Source organism: Pseudomonas sp. NPDC089554 (assembly GCF_050280645.1).
Taxonomy (GTDB): Bacteria; Pseudomonadota; Gammaproteobacteria; order Pseudomonadales; family Pseudomonadaceae; genus Aquipseudomonas.
This window is the reverse complement of sequence record NZ_JBNNVR010000054.1, coordinates 18,313-36,323: the sequence shown is the minus strand read 5'-3', so window position 1 is coordinate 36,323 and position 18,011 is coordinate 18,313. Positions and strand designations below refer to the sequence as shown.

The 18,011-nt window shown below is 66.4% G+C and carries 6 protein-coding genes and 1 pseudogene; 1 reads left to right on the top strand and 6 read right to left on the bottom strand.

Annotation, left to right across the window (positions count from 1 at the left end; all coding sequences use genetic code 11):
* Positions 1–108 (top strand): annotated as a pseudogene (locus tag ACQKPE_RS16540) (PA0069 family radical SAM protein); the annotation flags it as partial.
* 15 nt (positions 109–123) lie between these two features.
* Here ACQKPE_RS16540 and ACQKPE_RS16535 read toward each other — a convergent pair.
* The 6 genes from ACQKPE_RS16535 to alaC all read right to left on the bottom strand — a co-directional run bounded on the left by ACQKPE_RS16535 (position 124) and on the right by alaC (position 17,884).
* A complete protein-coding gene (locus ACQKPE_RS16535; protein ID WP_427667479.1) occupies positions 124–510 on the bottom strand; it encodes a lysozyme inhibitor LprI family protein in 387 nt (128 codons plus the stop codon).
* 126 nt (positions 511–636) lie between these two features.
* A complete protein-coding gene (locus tag ACQKPE_RS16530; RefSeq protein WP_427667477.1) occupies positions 637–1,176 on the bottom strand; it encodes a hypothetical protein in 540 nt (179 codons plus the stop codon).
* A 63-nt stretch (positions 1,177–1,239) separates the two neighbouring features.
* A complete protein-coding gene (locus tag ACQKPE_RS16525) occupies positions 1,240–1,803 on the bottom strand; it encodes a GNAT family N-acetyltransferase (protein WP_427667475.1) in 564 nt (187 codons plus the stop codon).
* Between the two features lie 92 nt (positions 1,804–1,895).
* Positions 1,896–15,872 (bottom strand): autotransporter-associated beta strand repeat-containing protein, encoded by a 13,977-nt coding sequence (locus tag ACQKPE_RS16520; RefSeq protein ID WP_427667473.1) that lies wholly within the window; start codon positions 15,870–15,872, stop codon positions 1,896–1,898.
* Between the two features lie 291 nt (positions 15,873–16,163).
* Positions 16,164–16,538 carry a YkgJ family cysteine cluster protein gene (locus tag ACQKPE_RS16515; protein WP_427667472.1) on the bottom strand — a complete coding sequence of 125 codons (375 nt, stop codon included), beginning with the start codon at positions 16,536–16,538 and terminating at the stop codon, positions 16,164–16,166.
* Between the two features lie 137 nt (positions 16,539–16,675).
* Positions 16,676–17,884 (bottom strand): alanine transaminase, encoded by a 1,209-nt coding sequence (alaC, locus tag ACQKPE_RS16510; RefSeq protein WP_427667470.1) that lies wholly within the window; start codon positions 17,882–17,884, stop codon positions 16,676–16,678.
* Between the last annotated feature and the right edge of the window lie 127 nt (positions 17,885–18,011).

Below are 18,011 nucleotides of genomic sequence, written 5' to 3'. Positions count from 1 at the left end.
CTCGACTTGCTGTCGGAGCTGGCCAGCCAGCGCCTGGCGCGGGTGATGATCAGCCTCACCACCCTGGACGACGAACTCAAGCGCACCCTCGAACCAGACACCGCAGCTCTCCTGATGGAAAACTCACTGCCCCGGGCTGAGAATTCGCTCAAGCTCGGCGCCGCGCTCGCGGGTCATGTCCATCACGCACATGCCGCCGTTGATCGACGCCAGGGTGCCGCCGCTGGCCTGGGCATGGAAGCGGCAATTGCCGTCGCGGTAGGTGATCCAGTTGCGCTGCACCTCGCGCAGGCTCTTCTGCTTGCCCGCGTCCAGCTTGGCCATGAGTTGCTTGTACACCCGGTTCAGGCGCTCGTCCTGCAGCTTGGTCTCGGCCTTGATGCATTCGCCCATGGCCACGGTGCTGGAGGCTTTGTCCATGCATTGGCTGTAGGCCGATGAGTTGTCTTCGGCCTGTGCCGACGAGAAGGCGAAGGCGGCGAGCATGGCCGCGAGGGAGCTTTTGCGCATCGGTGCGATCCTTTGGAGGTAATGGGCTGGCAGCCTAGCAGCTTGAACCCTTCCCGCCGCTCGCCAGGGAAAACTCAGACCTGTCCTACCCCGCAAGGTTTCAACCCACCCGCGTCGATTGCACGCCTACAAGGCCTGCGAAGGCTCAGGCGGCATCAGCACCTTGTCCACCTCGAAGCGCAGCGAGGGCATCTGCGTAGCGGCATACAGGGTCACACCCAAGGCGGCGATCAACGCCACGTCGAGCCAGCGCCAGCCGGGCACATCCGCCGCATTGCGGGCCTTCCAGCAGCACCATAGCTGCCCTGCGCAGAACACCACGATCGACAGCGACCACAGGTAGAACCCGGCGCCGAAGCCGGTGACGTCCTGGAAGGCATAGCTGATGTTGTCCGGCAGGCGCTCGATGGCGAAGCTGCTGGCCGCCAGGTACAACGCCAGAAGGCCCAGCCCCAGGGCCAGGCGACGAAAGCGTCGATGCGCGAGAATCGCCAGCGCCAGCAACGGGTTGGCAAACCATTGGTGCAAGCCGAAGGCCACGCCCCAGGGGCCGTACAGCAGCATCTGCAAGGCCGGCATGTGCCGCCCCGCGCCCATCAGCGCGCCATCGAAGGCCAGGGCGAGCAAGTACAGCGCCAGGCTGGTGGTGAGGTAGTAGGCAGGCAACCGCAGGCTCCATCGGGTCGGGCGAAAAGCCGACCATACCGGAATATGAAGAACGGGGCGCGCTCAGGCCACCGGCGGCTCCAGCAGCAAGCCGTAGATCCCTGAGTCGGACAACTCGCCGCCAACGCTCCAGCGGGCACGCAAGGTGCCTTCGAGCACGAACCCCTGGCGTTCGAGGGTGCGCGCCGAGCCGTTGTTGCGCGGGTCGATTTCCGCTTCCAGGCGACGCATGTGCAGAGTGTGGGCCAGGTAGTCGATGAAGCAGGTCAGCGCTTCGTCCATGTAGCCACGCCCCTGCACCGCACGGGCCAGGCAGTAGCCGACCTCACCACGACGCGACTCGTCGTCGATGTTGAACATCTGCACCATGCCGATCAGCTCGCCGTTGTCGCGCCGGTACATGCCCAGCTTGAGCAACTGCCCATTGCCATAGGCCTCACGGTCGGCGGCCAGGGCGCTTTCGGCCTCGGCCAGGTTCTGCCAGGGTGCGTGGTACCAGTAACGCATCACCTCGGGGTCGGCCATGATCGTCAGCCACTGCGCGGCATCGCCATGACGCATGGGGCGCAATTGCAGGCGGGGGCTGTCCAGGCTCAGGTCGCTGGGGAAACTGCGGGGGTGAGACACGCCAGGCTCCTTTCCAGATAGAGGAAAGATGACAGTCTAGCGTCAGGCATTACTACAGGGCGAGTAGGATCGCCCTGTAGTAATGCCCTACTTTAGAAGCCCATGCTGAAGCTGACGACCACGCCGTGGTCGCGACCTTCGCTGGACAACTGCCCGGAATACCCCAGGCCCAGCTTGCCGCTTTCACCTACCGACAGGTCCACGCCCGCCTCGACCACCGCCGCATCGCGGGCAATCGGCACACCCGTGGTGCTGAACCCGGCACCGCCCTCGATGAAGCGCAGGTCGGCGTCTGGCTTGGTGTCGCCGAAGGCATGTCGCCAGCCCACCGACAGCCGTGGGGTGACGGCGCTGCCATTGGCCAGGGTGATTTGCTTGCCCACCCGCACACCCAGGGTGGAGAAGGTCACATCCTGGTCGACGCTGGCTTCAAGCCGCCCTGCGCCGCCCTTCTCGCGGCCGTTGTCGCTGTCGTAGTTGACATAGGCGAGCCCTGCGAACGGCTCCACAGCCAAGCCGCCCATGTCCATCGCATAGCCCACTTCGCCGAACACCTGGGCGCTGCGCGCCTTGTACTTGGCTTTCAGGCGGTCTTCATAGGCGCCGGCCTGGACATCGCGCTTGGTGTCGATGTCATGCCAGGTGTAGCTGGCACCCAGGCGCGCGGCGAAGGCCTCCAGTTGGTAGTTCAGGTAGGTGGCCAGGTGGTAGCTGTCGACCGAGGCATCCGACCGGCGACGCTGGGCATCCACGCTGGTATTGGTGTAACCGGCGGCGATGCCGACCTTCCACTCATCATTCAGGGCGCGGTCGACGCCCAGCATGAAGCCTGTCAGCTCGCGGTCGACGCTGGCATGGCTACTGCTGCCGTCGTAGTCGCCCCAACCGCCGAGCACGCGCATCCAGCCCACGGCCTGGCCTTGGCAACCTTCGCCGGTGAGTTGCTGGTTGGCGGTCGGTGCCAGGGTACGGCGTGGGTCGTCGCGGTTGGTGCAGTCGGCCTGGCGCATGCGGTCGTTGACCGCTTCGCGGATGTAGCGCGAGTCCTCGATCAGCACGGTGGCAGTGCTGGCGTGGACTTCGCCCGAGAGGCTGTCGAAGGCGGCCTGTGCACCCTGAGCATCGAGCAGCAGGATATTGCTGCTCAGGCTCTGCGGGGCACCCGCGCTTTGCAGCGCAGCCCCCACTCGGCGCTGGTTGCCGGTGGCAGCAACCGAGGCGAGCGAGCGACCGTTGCGGCTGACCGACAGGGTGACCTGGTTGGCGCCGTAGTTCACCGCGCTGTTGAGGAACGCCGAGTTGGCCAGGTTGGTGCCGGCGAAGGTACCGGTCACGCCACCGGCTGCGTTCAGCACGGTGTAGGTGCCATTGCCGTCACCTACGTTGAGCACCTGCAGGCTGCCACCGAGGTTGGCGGTGCCGCCGACGTTCAGGTAGTTCACCGGCGCAGTGCCCAGGTCGATGCTCAAGGTGCCGCTAGGCGCATTGGTGAAGTTACCGGTCACGTTCAGGTTGCCGGCCGCGCCGGGCAGCACGTTGCCGTAGTTGGTCAGCGCGGCGACCGTGCCGTTGCCGGTCAGGGCTGCGCCATTACCTACCGTCACCTGTGCCGCCAGGGTACTGCCTGGGTGCGCGGCATCGCCTACCTGGAGCACGCCCTGGTTGACGTTGAAGGCGCCGCTGAAAGCCTGGTTGCCGGTCAGCAACAAGGTGCCTGCGCCCGTTTTGTAGGTGGTGCCGGTGCCAGTGAGGCTGCCGTTGAAGGTGCCATTGGCGTCCTGCTGGAACACCAGGCTGGCGTTATTGAGGATGCCGCCCTGCAAGCTGGTGGTATTACCCACCAGGGTACCGCCAGTGACCGTGGTGCCACCGCTGTAGGTGTTGGCGCCGCTGAGAATCAAGGTACCGGCGTCGACCTTCTGGATACCGCCGCTGCCGACCATTGCGGCGCTGATCAACGTGGTGGCACCCGCATTGACCCGTACCGGGGCCAGGGTGCCACCGACGCCGTTCACTGGGGTGAGGCTGCCACCGTCGCCAGCCACCACCTGGTAGCCGTTGCTCAGGAACTGCATGCCGGTGAACGACTGGTTGCCGACCACGGTGACAGTGCCGGCCTGGCCGCCGAATACCGCGAACTGGTCGCCCCAGCCTTCGCCGGTGGTGCCAGTGGAGTTGGTCCAGTTGGTGCCTGGGCCCCACACACCACTGCCGCCGCCGATGGTGCCGTCGGGGTTGGTCTTGCCGCCGTTCCAGAACTGCAACTGGGTGCCGCCGTTCTGCACGATCAGGTTGACCTGGTTGGCGATGGACGTTTGCAGGCTGAGGTCGCCCAGGGCCACGCTGCCCGGAATGGCGCCGAACACCAGGCCGTTGTCGGTGAGGGTGCCGCCGTAGCTGAACAGCTGGTAAACGCCCATGCCGAAGCCACCGATGTCGGTGATGTTCAAGGTGCCGTCGAGCACCAGGTTGCCATTGACCTGCACCACCGAGGTGGTGGCCAGCGGGGCGCCGAGACTGAAGTCCAGCGCGCTGCCCGAAGCCAGGCTGAGGCTGCCGACGCTCAGCGGCGTGGCGCTTTGGGTCGCAGCGAGCGTAGCGCCGTTCTGCACCTGCACCGCGCCGGAGATCACCCCAGTGCCACCCAGGCTGGCACCGGTGCCGACCACCACGTTGGCGCTGTCCAGGCGCCCATTCACCAACAGGCTGCCGGCGTTCACCGAGGTATTGCCGGTCAGGCCGTTGTTGCCGCTCAGCACCAGTTGGCCAGCGCCGTCCTTGGCCAGGGTGCCCGTGCCGGTGAGACTGCCAGCGTAGGTGCCGTTGACGCTTTGGTTGAAGGCCAGCGCCGCGTTGTTGAGGATGTTGCCTTGCAGGCTGGTGGTGCTGCCCACCACGCTGCCGGCGTTGATCTGCGTGCCACCGGTGTAGCTGTTGGTGCCGCCCAGGACGAGCTGCCCGGCGCCGTTCTTGACCAGGCTGCCGGCACCACTGAGGTTGCCGTTGAGGGTCAGCGCATTGCTGCCGCCGATGGCCAGCGCGCCGCCCATTGCCACGTTGTTGGCCAGGGTGATGGCAGTGTTGCTGTCCAGGGTGGTACCGGCCGCCGTGGTGAGGGTGCCGCTGCCCAGGGCGCTGTTGTTGCCCAATACCAGGGTGCCACCGTTGAGCAGGGTGCCGCCGCTGTAGCCGTTGGCGGCGTTGAGCACCAAGGTGCCGGTATCGTGCTTGACCACGCTGCCGGTGCCGTTGAGGGCGATGTTCAGGGTGGCGGTAGCGCCGTTGTCGACCCGCAGGTTGGTAGTGCCGTTGGTGATCAGCTCACCCGCCGCACCGGCATTGAGCACATAGCCGTCGCTGATGAACTGCAAGCCGGTGATGCTCTGGCTGCCATTGACGGTGACCGTGCCTGGCGTGCCCTGGAACACGGCGAAGGTGTCGTTCCAGGTGGTGTTGAGCACGCCGTTGGCGTCGGTCCAGTTGGTGTCGGTGGCATCCCAGGTGCCGGTGCCGCCGTCGATCACGCCGTTGGCCACACTTTGGCTGCCGTCCCAGAACAGCACGTTGCTGGCGCCGCCCACCACTAGGTTGACCTGGTTGGCGATGGCGGTCTGCAAGGTGAGGTCGCTGCTCGGGACCGGCGTGCTACCGAAGGCCATGCCATTGTTGGTGAGCGAGCCGCCGTAGGCGAACAGGCGATAGACCCCGGCGCCGAAGCCACCGATGTCGGTGACGTTCAGGGTGCCATCGAGGGTCAGGTTGCCGCCCACGTTCACCAGCGGCGTGGTGCCACCGGATGGCGCGCCCAAGGCTGCGTTGAAGTTGGAGGTGTTGCCCATGACCAGGCTGCCGACACTCATGGTGCTGCCACTGCTGGCCGCCAGGGTGCCGCCGTTGGCCACCGTGACCGCGCCGCCGAGGTTGCCGCTACCGGCCAGGGTGGCGCCGCTGGCCACGTTCACACTGTTGCTGGCCAGGCTGCCGCCGACCCACAGGGTGCCGGCCTGCACGTTGGTGGTACCGCTGTGGGTGTTGGCGCCATTGAGCCGCAGGTTGGCGACGCCGAGCTTGTTCAGGGTGCCGGTGCCGCTGAGCACACCGTCGAATACCCCGCCTTCGACAGCCAGGCTGTTGCCAGGGGCGATCTGGATGTCACCGCTACCGCCGATGGTGCCCAGTGAGGTATTGCCGTCCAGGTTCAGGGTGGCGCCACTGCTGACGTTCAGCGCGCTCTGGGTGCCCAGCGCAGTGGTGCCGATGGTGCTGAGGCTGCCGGACAGGATGTTGAGGATACCGCTGAAGGTGTTGTTGCCCGACAGGGTCAGGTCGGCTAGGCCGCTCTTGTTCAGCGTGCCGCCACCGCTGAGCACGCCGGCCAGGTGCAGGTCGTTGCTGCCGAGCACGTTGAGCACGCCGCTGACGTTGACGGCGTTGCCAATGGTCACCGCGGTGCTGGTGTCGAGGTTGGCGTTGCCGGTGACATCCAGGCCGCCACTGCCCAAGGCGGTGTCGTTGCCCAGCACCAAGGTGCCGGCCTGCAGCTCGGTGCCGCCGCTGTAGGTGTTGGCGCCGTTCAGGGCCAAGCGCGCGGCGCCACTTTTGACCAGGCGGCCAGCTCCAGCAACAGTGCCGTCCAGGGTCAGGTCGTTGCTGCCCAGCACATTGAGGGCACCCGCCAGATTGACGTTGTTGGCGAGAGTCACCGCCTGGCTGCTGTCCAGATTGGTGCCAGCAGCGGCATTCAGGCTGCCGCTCCCCAGAGCAGTGTTGGAGCCGACCACCAAGGTGCCGGCATTGAGCGCAGTATTGCCGGCGAAGGTGTTGTTACCCGCCAGCACCAGCCGGGCATTGCCGGCCTTGACCAGGCCACCGGCACCGCCGATGTCGCCGTTCAGTGCCAGGTCGTTGCTACCCGCGATGTTCAGCGCACCCGCCAGGGTGATGGCGTTGCCCAGGGCGACCGACTGGTTGCTGTCCAAGGTGGTGCCTGCGGCGGTAGCAAGGGCGCCAGTGCCCAGCGCAGTGTTGCTGCCCACGATCAGGGTGCCGCCACTGAGAGTGGTGCCACCGCTGTAGCTGTTGTTGCCATTGAGCACCAGGGTGCCAGTGTCGAGCTTGTTCAGCTTGCCGGTGCCGGCCAAGCCGACATCCAAGGTGGCGGTGGAACCGGGGTCGACCCGCACGCTGGTGTCGCCACCACTGCCGTTGACCAGGTTCAGCACACCACCGGTACCGGCCAGCAGGCGGTAGCCATCGCTGACAAATTGCAGGCCGTTGACGGTCTGGCTGCCTTCGACGGTGACATTGCCCGCCGTGCCCTGGAACACCGCGAAGGTGCTGCCCCAGGTGCTGTTGGTGGTGCCGTTGAGGTCGGTCCAGTTAGTGTTGCCGGCGTTCCACACGCCGGTGCCGCCATCCACTTGGCCGTTGCCGGTGGTCTGGCTGCCGTCCCAGAACTGGATGCCCTGGCCACTGGCGTTGACCAGCAGGTTGACCTGGTTGGCCAGTGCGGTTTGCAGGCTGACGTCGCCCAGGCCCACGCCCAGCGGCAGGGTACCGAAGTCCAGGCCGTTGTCGGTCAGTAGCCCTGCGTAGTCGAACAGGCGATACACGCCATTGCCGAAGCCGCCGATATTGCTGACGTTGAGGGTACCGTCGAGGGTCAGGTTGCCGCCGACGTTGAACAGCGCGGTGCCGCCGCTGGCGGGTGAGCCCAAGCCGACATCGATCACCGAGCCGCTGTTGAGCACCAGCGAGCCGAGGCCCAAGGTGCTGCCGCTCTGCCCGGCCAGATGGCCGCCGTTGGCGATGATCACCGTCGCGTTGGCTGTGCCGCTGCCGGTCAGGGTGGCGCCGTTGGCGACGGTGAGCAGGTTGCTGCCGAGCACGCCATTGACCGCCAGGGTGCCGCCGTTGACCAGGGTGTCGCCAGCCAGGTTGCTGGTGCCGCTGAGGGTCAGGGTACCGGTGCCCGCCTTGGTCAGGTTGCCCAGGCCATTCAGGGCGCCGGCGAAGGTGCTGCTGGTATTGTTGCCGCCCAGGCTGAGGGTGCTGCCGATGCCGATGTCTACCGCGCCACTGCCGGTGACGGCGCCCAGGCTGGCGTCGCCATTGAGGTTGAGTGCGCCGCTGGCGCCGAGGTTGACGGTGCCGACGTTGGCCAGTACACCGCTGCCCAGGGTGGTGAGGGAGCCGGCCTGAATGTCGATGTCGCCGGTGAAGGTCTTGACGCCGACCAGGGTCAGGTCGTCGACGCCGGCCTTGATCAGGTTGCCGGTGCCGCCCAGGTCGCCGCTGAGGATCAGCGCATTGTTCACATCGAAGGTGAGGTTGGCGCCGTTGCTCAGGTTGATGGTGTTGCCCAGGGCCATGGGCGCGCTGTTGGCCACCGTGGCGTCGGCAGTCACCGACAGCGTGCCGGTACCTAGCGCGCCGCTGCTGCCGAGGGTGAGGGTGCCGGCGTTGAGCTGGGTGCCGCCCTGGTAGCCGTTGTTGCCATTGAGGGTCAGGTTGCCGCTGCCATCCTTGACCAGCCCGCCGGTGCCGTTGATCACGCCGTTGAGGGTGAGGTCGTTGCCGCCGTCGACGGTCAGCCCGGCATTGAGGGTGACGTTGTTGGCCAAGGTGATGGCTGCGGCGCTGCTGCTCAAGGTCGATGCGCCAGCCACCGTGAGCGCGCCCTGCCCCAGGGCCGCGTCGTTGCCGACCAGCACGCGGCCGGCGTTCAGGGTGGTGCCGCCGAGGTAGTTGTTGGCGCCGTTCAGGGTCAGGGTACTGGCGCCGGACTTGTTCAGGCCGCCCACGCCATCGATCACGCCATTGAGGGTGAGGTCGGCGCTGCCGGGCAGGTTCAGTACGCCCCCGAGGTGGATGGCATTGGCCAGGGTGGCGGCGACGCTGGCGTCGAGGGAGGTGTTGTTTGCGGCAGTGAGGTCGCCCGTGCCAAGCGCGTTGTTGCTGCCGACGATCAAGCTGCCCGCGTTGAGGGTGGTGCCACCGCTGTAGGTGTTGCTGCCATTGAGGGTGAGGCTGGCCGTGCCGTTCTTCACCAGGCCATTGTTGCCGGAGACCACGCCATTGAGGGTCAGCGCCTGGCTGCCCGCGAAGGTGAGGTTACCGCCGTTCAGGGCGATGGCATTGGCCAGCGCCAGGGCCTGGCTGGTGTCGAGGCCAGCGGCGCCGTCGACGGTCAGCGCACCGCTGCCCAAGGCGTTGGCATTGCCCAGCAGCAAGCTGCCGGCCTGTATAGAAGTGCCGCCACCGTAGGTGTTGTTGCCATTGAGCACCAGCTGGCCGCTGCCGGCCTTGGTCAGGCTGCCCGCGCCGCTGATCACACCACCCAGCGTGAGTGCCTGGGCATTGCCGATGCTCAGGGTGGTGCCGGTGCCCAGGTCGATGGCATTGCCGACCTGCAGCACGCCGCTGCTGAGCAGAGCGCTGTTGCCAGTCACCAGCAGGCTGCCGGTACCCAACGCCGTGTTGTTGCCCAGGGTGAGCGAGCCCGCACCCAGGGTGGTGTTGCCCTGGAAGGTGTTGGCACCCGCCAGGGTCAGGTTGCCGCTGCCGTTCTTGACCAGGCCACCGGTGCCGCTGACCACGCCGTTCAGCGCAAGGTCATTGTTGCCGGTCAGGGTCAGGGTGTCGTTGAGTACGACCTGGTTGGCCAGGGTCAAAGCGCTGGTACTGGCCAGGTTGGCGGCACCACCGACGGTCAGGGAGCCAAGGCCCAGAGCCTGGTTGTTGCCCAGGGTCAGGGTACCGGCATTGAGGGTCACGCCACCGAGCATGCCGTTGGCGCCGCCCAGGGTGAGGTTGCCCGCGCCGTTCTTGGTGAGGCCACCGGCGCCATTGATCAGTCCTGCCAGGTTCAAGTCGTTGCTGCCGGCGATGGTGAGGTTGCCGGCCAGGTTGACCGAGTTGCCGACCGTGACCGCCGTGCTGCTGTCGAGCGTGGTACCAGCGGCAACGTTCAACGCACCGAGGCCCAGGGCATTGTTGCTGCCCAACACCAGGGTACCGGCGTTGAGGTTGGTGTTGCCCAGGTAGCCGTTGAGGCCACTCAGGGTCAGGGTGCCGCTGCCGGTCTTGGTCAGGCCGCCGACGCCATTGATGTTGCCTGCCAGGGCGAGGTTCTGTGCACCGGCGATGGTCAGGTTGCCGGCCAGGTTGAGGGCATTGCCCAAGGTCACGCCAGTATTGCTGCTCAGCGTGGTACCGCCTGCGGCGTTGAGCGCACCGGTGCCCAGTGCGGTGTTGCTGCCGACTACCAGGGTGCCGCCATTGAGGCTGGTGACGCCTTGGTAGGTGTTGCTGCCATTGAGGGTAAGCACACCAGTGCCGGTCTTGATCAGGCCACCGGTCCCACTGACCGCACCGTTGAGGGTGAGGTTGCCGGTACCCGGCACGGTGAGGTTGGCGTTCAGGGCGACGGTGTTGGCCAGCGCGACGGTGCCCGAGGCGGCAAGGCTGGAGGCGCCGCCGACCGTCAGCCCGCCGCTGCCCAGAGCCTGGTTGTTGCCCACGGTAAGGGTGCCGGCATTGAGGGTGGTGCCGCCGCTGTAGGTGTTGGCGTTGCTCAGCGTCAGGTTGCCCGCGCCATTCTTCACCAGGCTGCCCACACCCGAAACGACGCCACTCAAGCCCAGGTTGGCGCTGCCGCCAATGGTGAGGTCCCCGCCCAGGGCGAAGGCGTTGCCAAGGGTGACGGCAGTGTTGCTGTCCAGGGTGGTGCCCGCTGCGGCGCTTACGGCGCCGGTGCCCAGGGCGGTGTCGTTGCCGACCACGATGCTGCCGCCATTGAGCAGCGTGCCACCGCTGTAGGTGTTGGCGCCGTTGAGCACCAAGGTGCCGGTGTCGAGCTTGGCCAGTTGGCCGGTGCCCGACAGCCCGACATTGAGGGTGGCGGTGACGCCAGGGTCGACACGCACGGCGAAGGCGCCGTTGGAACCGTTGACCAGGTTCAGGCCACCGGCGCCGATCAGCCGGTAGCCGTTGGTGACGAATTGCAGGCCGGTGGCAGTCTGCGTGCCCACCACGGTGATGTCGCCCGCCGTGCCCTGGAAGATCGCGAAGTCGCTGCCCCAGGCGCTGTTGAGCGTGCCGTTGACGTTGGTCCAGTTGGTCGTGGCGCCGCCCCAGGTGCCTGCGCCGCCATCGACGGTGCCGTTCGGTACGGTCTGGCCACCGTCCCAGAACTGCACGCCAGCGGCTGCGCCGCCGACCAGCAGGTTGACCTGCGAGCCGATCGAGGTCTGCAATTGCAGGTCGCCCGGCAACACGCTGCCAGGCAGGCTGCCGAACAGCACGCCGTTGTCCACCAGCGCGCCGGTGTAGTCGAACAGCCGGTAGATACCGACGCCGAAGCCGCCGATGTCGGAGACGTTGAGGGTGCCGTCCAGGGTCAGGTTGCCGTTGACGTTGACCAGCGCGGTGCCGCCGGTGGCTGGTGCGCCGAGACCGAAGTCCAGTACCGAGCCGCTGTGCAGGGTCAGGGCGCCGGTATTGAGGGTGGCGCCGCTGTTGGCCAGCAGGTGCGCACCGTTGGCGATGTCGACGCTACCCAGCAGGTTGCCGGTGCCACCCAGGCTGGCACCGCTGTTGACCTGCACGTTGGCGCTGGTCAGGGTGCCGCTGACGTTGAGCAGGCCAGCGTTGACCGTGGCGTTGCCCGCCAGCACGTTCACCCCGGACAGTTCCAGGCTGCCGGTGCCGTTCTTGATCAAACCCCCGGTGCCGGCCAGTGCGCCGCTGAACACGCTGTTCTGGTTGTTGCCGCCGACGGTGAGGTTGCCGCCACCTGCGACGTTCACCGCACCGGCCCCGCTCAGCCCACCGACAGTTGCGCCGGCGCCCAGGTTCAAGCTGGCGCCTGCGCCGACGTTCAGCGACGAGGCGTTGCCCAAGGCGCCGCTGCCAATGGTGCTCAGGCTGCCGCCCAGCAGGTCGATGGCGCCGGTGAAGGTGTTGTTGCCGCTCAGGGTGAGGTCGGCCAGGCCATTCTTGATCAGGCCGCCGGTGCCACTGATGACACCGCCGAGGGTCAGGTCGTTGCTGCCGCCGATGCTCAGGTTGGCGCCCAGGTTGATGTTGTTACCCAGGCTGAGCACGGCGCTGTTGTCCAGGCTAGCGGCACCCGCCACGGTCAGCGCACCACTGCCCAGCGCGCTGCCGTTGCCGAGCACCAGGCCACCGGCATTGAGGGTGGTGCCGCCAGTGAAGGTGTTGACGCCATCCAGGGTCAGCGTGGCGTTGCCGTTCTTGATCAGTTGCCCTGCCCCGCTGATGACGCCGCCAAGGGCCAGGGCGTTGCTGCCGGCCAGGGTCAGGTTGGCATCCAGGGCGATGTTGTTGCCCAGGGCCAGCGCTGCGCTGTTGTCCAGGTTGGCGGCCCCAGCGACGGTGAGGGTACCGGTACCCAGGGCACTGCCGTTGCCGACGACCACAGTGCCGCTGTTGAGCAACGTGCCACCGGCGTAGGTGTTCAGGCCATTGAGGGTAAGCGTGGTGGTGCCGTTCTTGATCAAGCGACCGGTGCCGTCGATCAGCCCACCGAGCACGAGGTTGTTGCTGCCGCCGAGGGTGAGGTCGGCATCCAGGGTGATGGCGTTGCCGACGCTGAGCGCTGCGCTGTTGTCCAGGCTAGCGGCACCTGCCACGGTCAGCTTGCCGACGCCCAGCGCGGCGTTGCTGCCGAGTACCAGGCCACCGGCGTTGAGGGTGGTGCCGCCGAGGTAGGTGTTGGTGCCGGAGAGGGTGAGCGTGGCACTGCCGTTCTTCACCAGGCTGCCTGCACCGCTGACCAGCCCGCCCAGACCGAGGTTCGCGCTGCCGTCGATGGTCAGTGCGCCGGCCAGGTTCACCGCGTTGGCGAGCGTGACAGCGGTGCTGGCGTCCAGCCGGGTACCGGCAGCGGCGTTCAGCGCGCCGGTGCCCAGTGCGGTGTTGCTGCCGACCACAAGGCGCCCGGCATTGAGGTTGGTGACGCCGATGTAGGTGTTGGCGCCATTGAGGGTCAGGGTGGAGGTGCCGTTCTTGGTCAGGCCGCCGACGCCTGCGACCACGCCGCCCAGGGTGAGGTCGTTGCTGCCACTGAGGTTGAGGTTGCCCGCCAGGTTGATGGCATTGCCCACACTCAAGCCGGCGACAGAGGAATCCAGAGTGGTGTTGGCGGCGGCGTTCAGCGCGCCACTGCCCAGGGCGGTGGCACTGCCCAGCACCAGGGTGCCGGCGTTGAGCGCGGTGGTGCCGGTCTGGCTGTTGTTGCCCGACAGGGTCAGCACGCCCGCGCCATTCTTGATCAGCCCGCCGACGCCGCTGAGGTTGCCGCCCAGGGTGAGGTTGTTGGGGGTACTCAGGGTCAGGTTGGCGCCCAGGTTGACCGCGTTGTTCAAGGTCATGGCGGCGCTGTTGACCAGGGTGGCCGGGCCACCGACGGTCAGCGCCCCGGTGCCCAGGGCCGCAGCGCTGGCCAGGGTCAGGGCACCGGCATTGAGGGTCAGGCCGCCGCTGAAGGTGTTGGTGCCGGTCAGGGTGAGGTTGCTGCTGCCGTTCTTGATCAGTGCCCCAGTGCCGCTGATGACGCCGCCAAGGGTGGTGGCGCTGGTCCCCACCAAGGTCAGGGTGTTGCCTGCCAGGTTGATGGCATTGCCCAGGTTGACCGCCACGCCCGCATCCAGGCTGGCATTGCCGCCCAGGCTCAGGGCGCCGGTGCCCAGGGCGTTGTTGTTGCCCACGGTCAGCACGCCGGCATTGAGGGTGGTGCCGCCGCTGAAGGTATTGGCGCCGTTCAGGGTCAGGTTCGTAGCGCCATTTTTCACCAGTCCACCGGTACCGCTGATCACTCCACCCAGGGTAGTGGCGCTGGTACCCAGCAGGTTCAGGGTATTGGCACCCAGGTTGATGGCATTGCCGAGGTTGACCGCCGTGCTGGCGTCCAGGCTGGCATTGCCGCCCAGGGTCAGTGCGCCGACGCCCAGGGCGTTGTTGTTGCCCACGGTCAGCTTGCCAGCGTTGAGGGTCAGGCCGCCGCTGAAGGTGTTGTTGCCGTTGAGGCTGAGGTCGGCGGCGCCGTTCTTCACCAGCGCGCCGGTGCCGCCGATCACGCCGCCCAGGGTCGTGGCGCTGGTGCCGACCAGGTTGAGGGTGTTGGCGCCCAGGTTGATGGCGTTGCCCAGGTTGACCGCCGTGCTGGCGTCGAGGCTGATATTGCCGCCGAGGGTCAGGGCGCCGGTGCCCAGGGCATTGCTGTTGCCCAAGGTGAGCAGGCCTGCGTTGACCGTGGTGCCGCCGCTGAAGGTGTTGTTGCCGTTGATGGTGAGGCTGGCGGCGCCGTTCTTGACCAGGCTTCCGGTGCCGGACACCACGCCGTTCAGGGTAGTGGCCACGGCCCCAGGCAGGGTCAGGACGCTGCTGCCCAGGTTGATGGCGTTGTCGAGGATGATGTCGCTGGCGGCATCCAGGGTGCCGTTGCCGGTCAAGGTCAGGGCGCCGGTGCCCATGGCCGCGCTGTTACCCAGGGTCAGCGTGCCGGCGCTGAGGGTGGTGCCGCCGCTGTAGGTGTTGGCGCCGTTCAGTCGCAGGTTGCCGCTGCCGCTCTTGACCAGCCCACCGGTGCCGCTGACCACGCCGCCCAGGGTCAGGGCGTTGCTGCCCGGCAGGGTGAGGTTGCCGCCGGTGAGCTGCACGGCGTTGTTCAGCGACAGCGGCACGCTGCCTTGCAGGCTGCTGTTGCCAGCGACGGTCAAGGCCCCGTTCAGGGCGCCGGCGCTGGTGAGGTTCAGGCCGCCAGCGGCCAGGGTGGTGCCGCCGGTGTAGGTGTTGGTGCCGCCGAGGGTCAGCAGGCCGGTACCGGTCTTGAGCAAACCGCCCGCGCCGCTGAGCACGCCATTGAGGGCTAGGTCGCTGGCACCGCCAACGGTCAGGCCAGCGTTGAGGGTCATGGCATTGGCCAGGCTCAGGCCGGCGATGGTGCCCTGCAAGAGGCCGCCGTTGACGGTAATGCCGCCACTGCCGAAGGCCGATGAGTTGTCGAAATTGAGTATGCCGCCGTTGATGGTGGTTTGGGTGGTGCCGCTGAGCACCGCGCCGACCAGGTTCCAGGTGCCGCTGTCGACGATCAGGCGGCTGAAGTTGATGTAGTTGGTGGCATTGATGGTGCCGCTGCCGCTCGTGCCGCTGCCGCCGCCGATGGCGTTCTGCAAGGCCAGGGTGTTGGTGCCGCCGGCACCGCCGTCGATCTTCCCAGCTGCCGCATAGGCCAGGCCAGGGTTGCTGGTAACCAGCAAGGCGACACCTACACCGAGCCCGGCACCGACACTGGAACCGGTGATGGCGTTGAAGCGGTTGGTGGAGTTGGCACCCATCGAAAGGCTGCCGGTGATGGTACCGGCGTTGGTGAAGGTGTTGCCGGCCGCAGAGGCCTGGAACGCTGTCCGGCCAAGGATGGTGCCGGTGTTGGTGAAATTCACCGTACCTCCGCCGGTCACTGCGATGACCGGGGTGTCCTCGCTGAGCAGCGTAAGGCTGGCCAGCGGATTGGAACCGATGATGCCGGCGTTGCTGATGGTGGTGGTACCACTGGCACCGTTGCGTACGTCCAGCGCCATACCCGTGAGGTTAAGCAGGTTGGCGCCGAGCAAGGCGCCAGTCCCCCTGATCACACCGGTAGCGGTGTTGTTGATGTTGAGCGTGCTGCCGGTACCGGTATTGCCGATCAACACCGCACTGGACTGGATGCTCAACGCCCCCAGCAACGTGGGGTCGATGGTGCCGGAGTTGTTCAACGTGTTGTTGTTGCCGGCCAGCGACAGCGACGTACCACCCACGCCCAGCAGGGTGCCCAAGGTAGCGCCGGGGTTCACGTTCACCGTAAGCCCGCTGCCACCGTTGGTATAGCTCGGAGCCAGCGGGTTGGCGGCACCGTTACAGGTGACGATGCTGCCTGCTGCGGAGCAGACCGCGAACGCTTGCTGCGCGGGTAGGCTGAGCATCAATCCGCCAATGGCCAGGCTCACGGCCAGTGACAAATGCGAAAGGCGGGTTGGCGAAACGGGGGCGACACGTCTGTCCACGAAGAGCTCCTTACGTGGATCAGGCGGTTCGTTCCTTGACGACGTGCGACTCCAGGAAACCAAAACACGCATCGAGCCGAACTGCCTGACCTTGGCGACTACAGATTTTCCATTGATGAAATGTGTAGTCGCTCGACGCCAGGCAGCACGTCGGCTCGCGGGTCAAATGGTGCTAATACTTTTGCTATGAGGCCCGTATTTCGGGGGCTGTAGGCGAGGTCAAGTTGGATCCAACCGACGAGCGGTCATGGCACTATGCCTTATCACAAAACGCTGGAACGCTTCAGCGGTTTATACGACGCCGCCATCGCCCTGGGGCCACAGCGATGGGTTGGCTTGCAAGGGTGGCAGGCCATGGGCGGCCCTGGCATCGTCGCAACTGGAATTGTGCACACCGTTTTCCCAGGAAGCATCGAACTCCCGGCAAGGCGTAGAACGATTCTCGTAGATGGTGCACCCCACCCGCTTGCCAATCTCGCCGTCCAGGCTGATGCAACGGCAGGGCTTGGCATCAGTGCCGATCATCGCCACGCGGGTCGGGTTGATCTGCACCACCAAGTCGTCGGGCACTGTCCCCCCGGAGGACTGGCACTCACCCCAGAAGAAGGACACACGGAAGTAGCCGCAGCAGGCGCCGCAGGTAAGGCAAGGGTTCTGTTCGGACATGAGCGCACGGTGGGGAAAGTTGTTGTTATCGGGGCGGGGCCCGCGGCGCCATTTGTAATCGAAGCCAGGGTGGCTGAGAAGAGGGGACATGCAAAAAAAGATGGCCGCTGATCGGCGGCCATCCGGGTGCTGCGCAGTTACTTGCTGGTGAGCCCGTCGGCCCGGAACATCTGCCGAATACCGCGGATCGCCTGGCGAATGCGGTCCTGGTTCTCGATCAGGGCGAAGCGCACGTGGTCGTCGCCGTAGTCACCGAAACCGATGCCCGGCGACACGCACACCTTGGCCTCGGCCAGCAGCTTCTTGGAGAACTCCAGCGAGCCCAGGTGGGCATAAGCCGGCGGAATCTTCGCCCAGATGTACATCGACGCCTTGGGGTTCTCGACCATCCAGCCCAGCTCGTGCAGGCCCTTGACCAGCAGGTTGCGGCGCTGGCGATATTGCTCGGCGATATCACGCACGCACTGCTGGTCGCCTTCCAGCGCGGCAATGGCCGCCACCTGCAGAGGGGTGAAGGTGCCGTAGTCGTGGTAGCTCTTGATGCGCGCCAGGGCATTGACCAGCTGCGGGTTGCCGACCATGAAGCCGATGCGCCAGCCGGCCATGTTGTAGCTCTTGGACAGGGTGAAGAACTCCACCGCGATGTCCTTGGCACCCTGCACCTGCATGATCGAAGGCGCCTTCCAGCCGTCGTAGACGATGTCGGCATAGGCCAGGTCATGCACCACCAGCACGTCGTAGCGCTTGGCCAGGGCCACCACGCGCTCGAAGAAGTCCAGCTCGACGCATTGGGCGGTGGGGTTGGAGGGGAAGCCGAGGATCATCATCTTCGGCTTGGGAATCGACTCGCGAATCGCCCGCTCCAGCTCGTTGAAGAAATCCACGCCCGGCACCAGCGGCACGGAGCGCACCTGGGCGCCGGCAATCACCGCACCGTAGATATGAATGGGGTAGCTGGGGTTGGGCACCAGCACCGTGTCGCCCTGGTCGAGGGTGGCGAGCATCAGGTGCGCCAGGCCCTCTTTCGAGCCGATGGTGACGATGGCTTCGCTTTCCGGGTCGATCTCCACCTCGTAGCGCTCCTGGTACCAGCGCGAAATGGCACGACGCAGGCGTGGGATGCCCCGGGAGGTGGAATAGCCGTGGGTGTCTTCGCGCTGGGCGACTTGTACCAGCTTCTCGACGATGTGCGGTGGCGTGGCCCCGTCGGGGTTGCCCATGCTCAGGTCGATGATGTCCTCGCCGCGACGGCGGGCAGCCATCTTGAGTTCGGCAGTGATGTTGAAGACGTAGGGGGGGAGACGATCGATGCGCGCAAAGCGGCGCGGCGAACCTTGGTCGGCCATGCTTTCCTCGAGAGACGTAAGCGCCCGGAACCGTCCGAGCGACGTTGGCCACTGCGGTGGCCGAGGCAGAAGATAATCGCCCCGCAAGGGGGTTGTAAAGGGGCGGCCATACGGATCAAAGGCCGCC

Excerpts from the sequence above, each read along its gene's own strand:
- ACQKPE_RS16515 (WP_427667472.1), bottom strand. The coding sequence starts at position 16,538 with ATGTCCGAACAGAACCCTTGCCTTACCTGCGGCGCCTGCTGCGGCTAC.
- alaC (WP_427667470.1), bottom strand. The coding sequence starts at position 17,884 with ATGGCCGACCAAGGTTCGCCGCGCCGCTTTGCGCGCATCGATCGTCTC.
- ACQKPE_RS16535 (WP_427667479.1), bottom strand. The coding sequence starts at position 510 with ATGCGCAAAAGCTCCCTCGCGGCCATGCTCGCCGCCTTCGCCTTCTCG.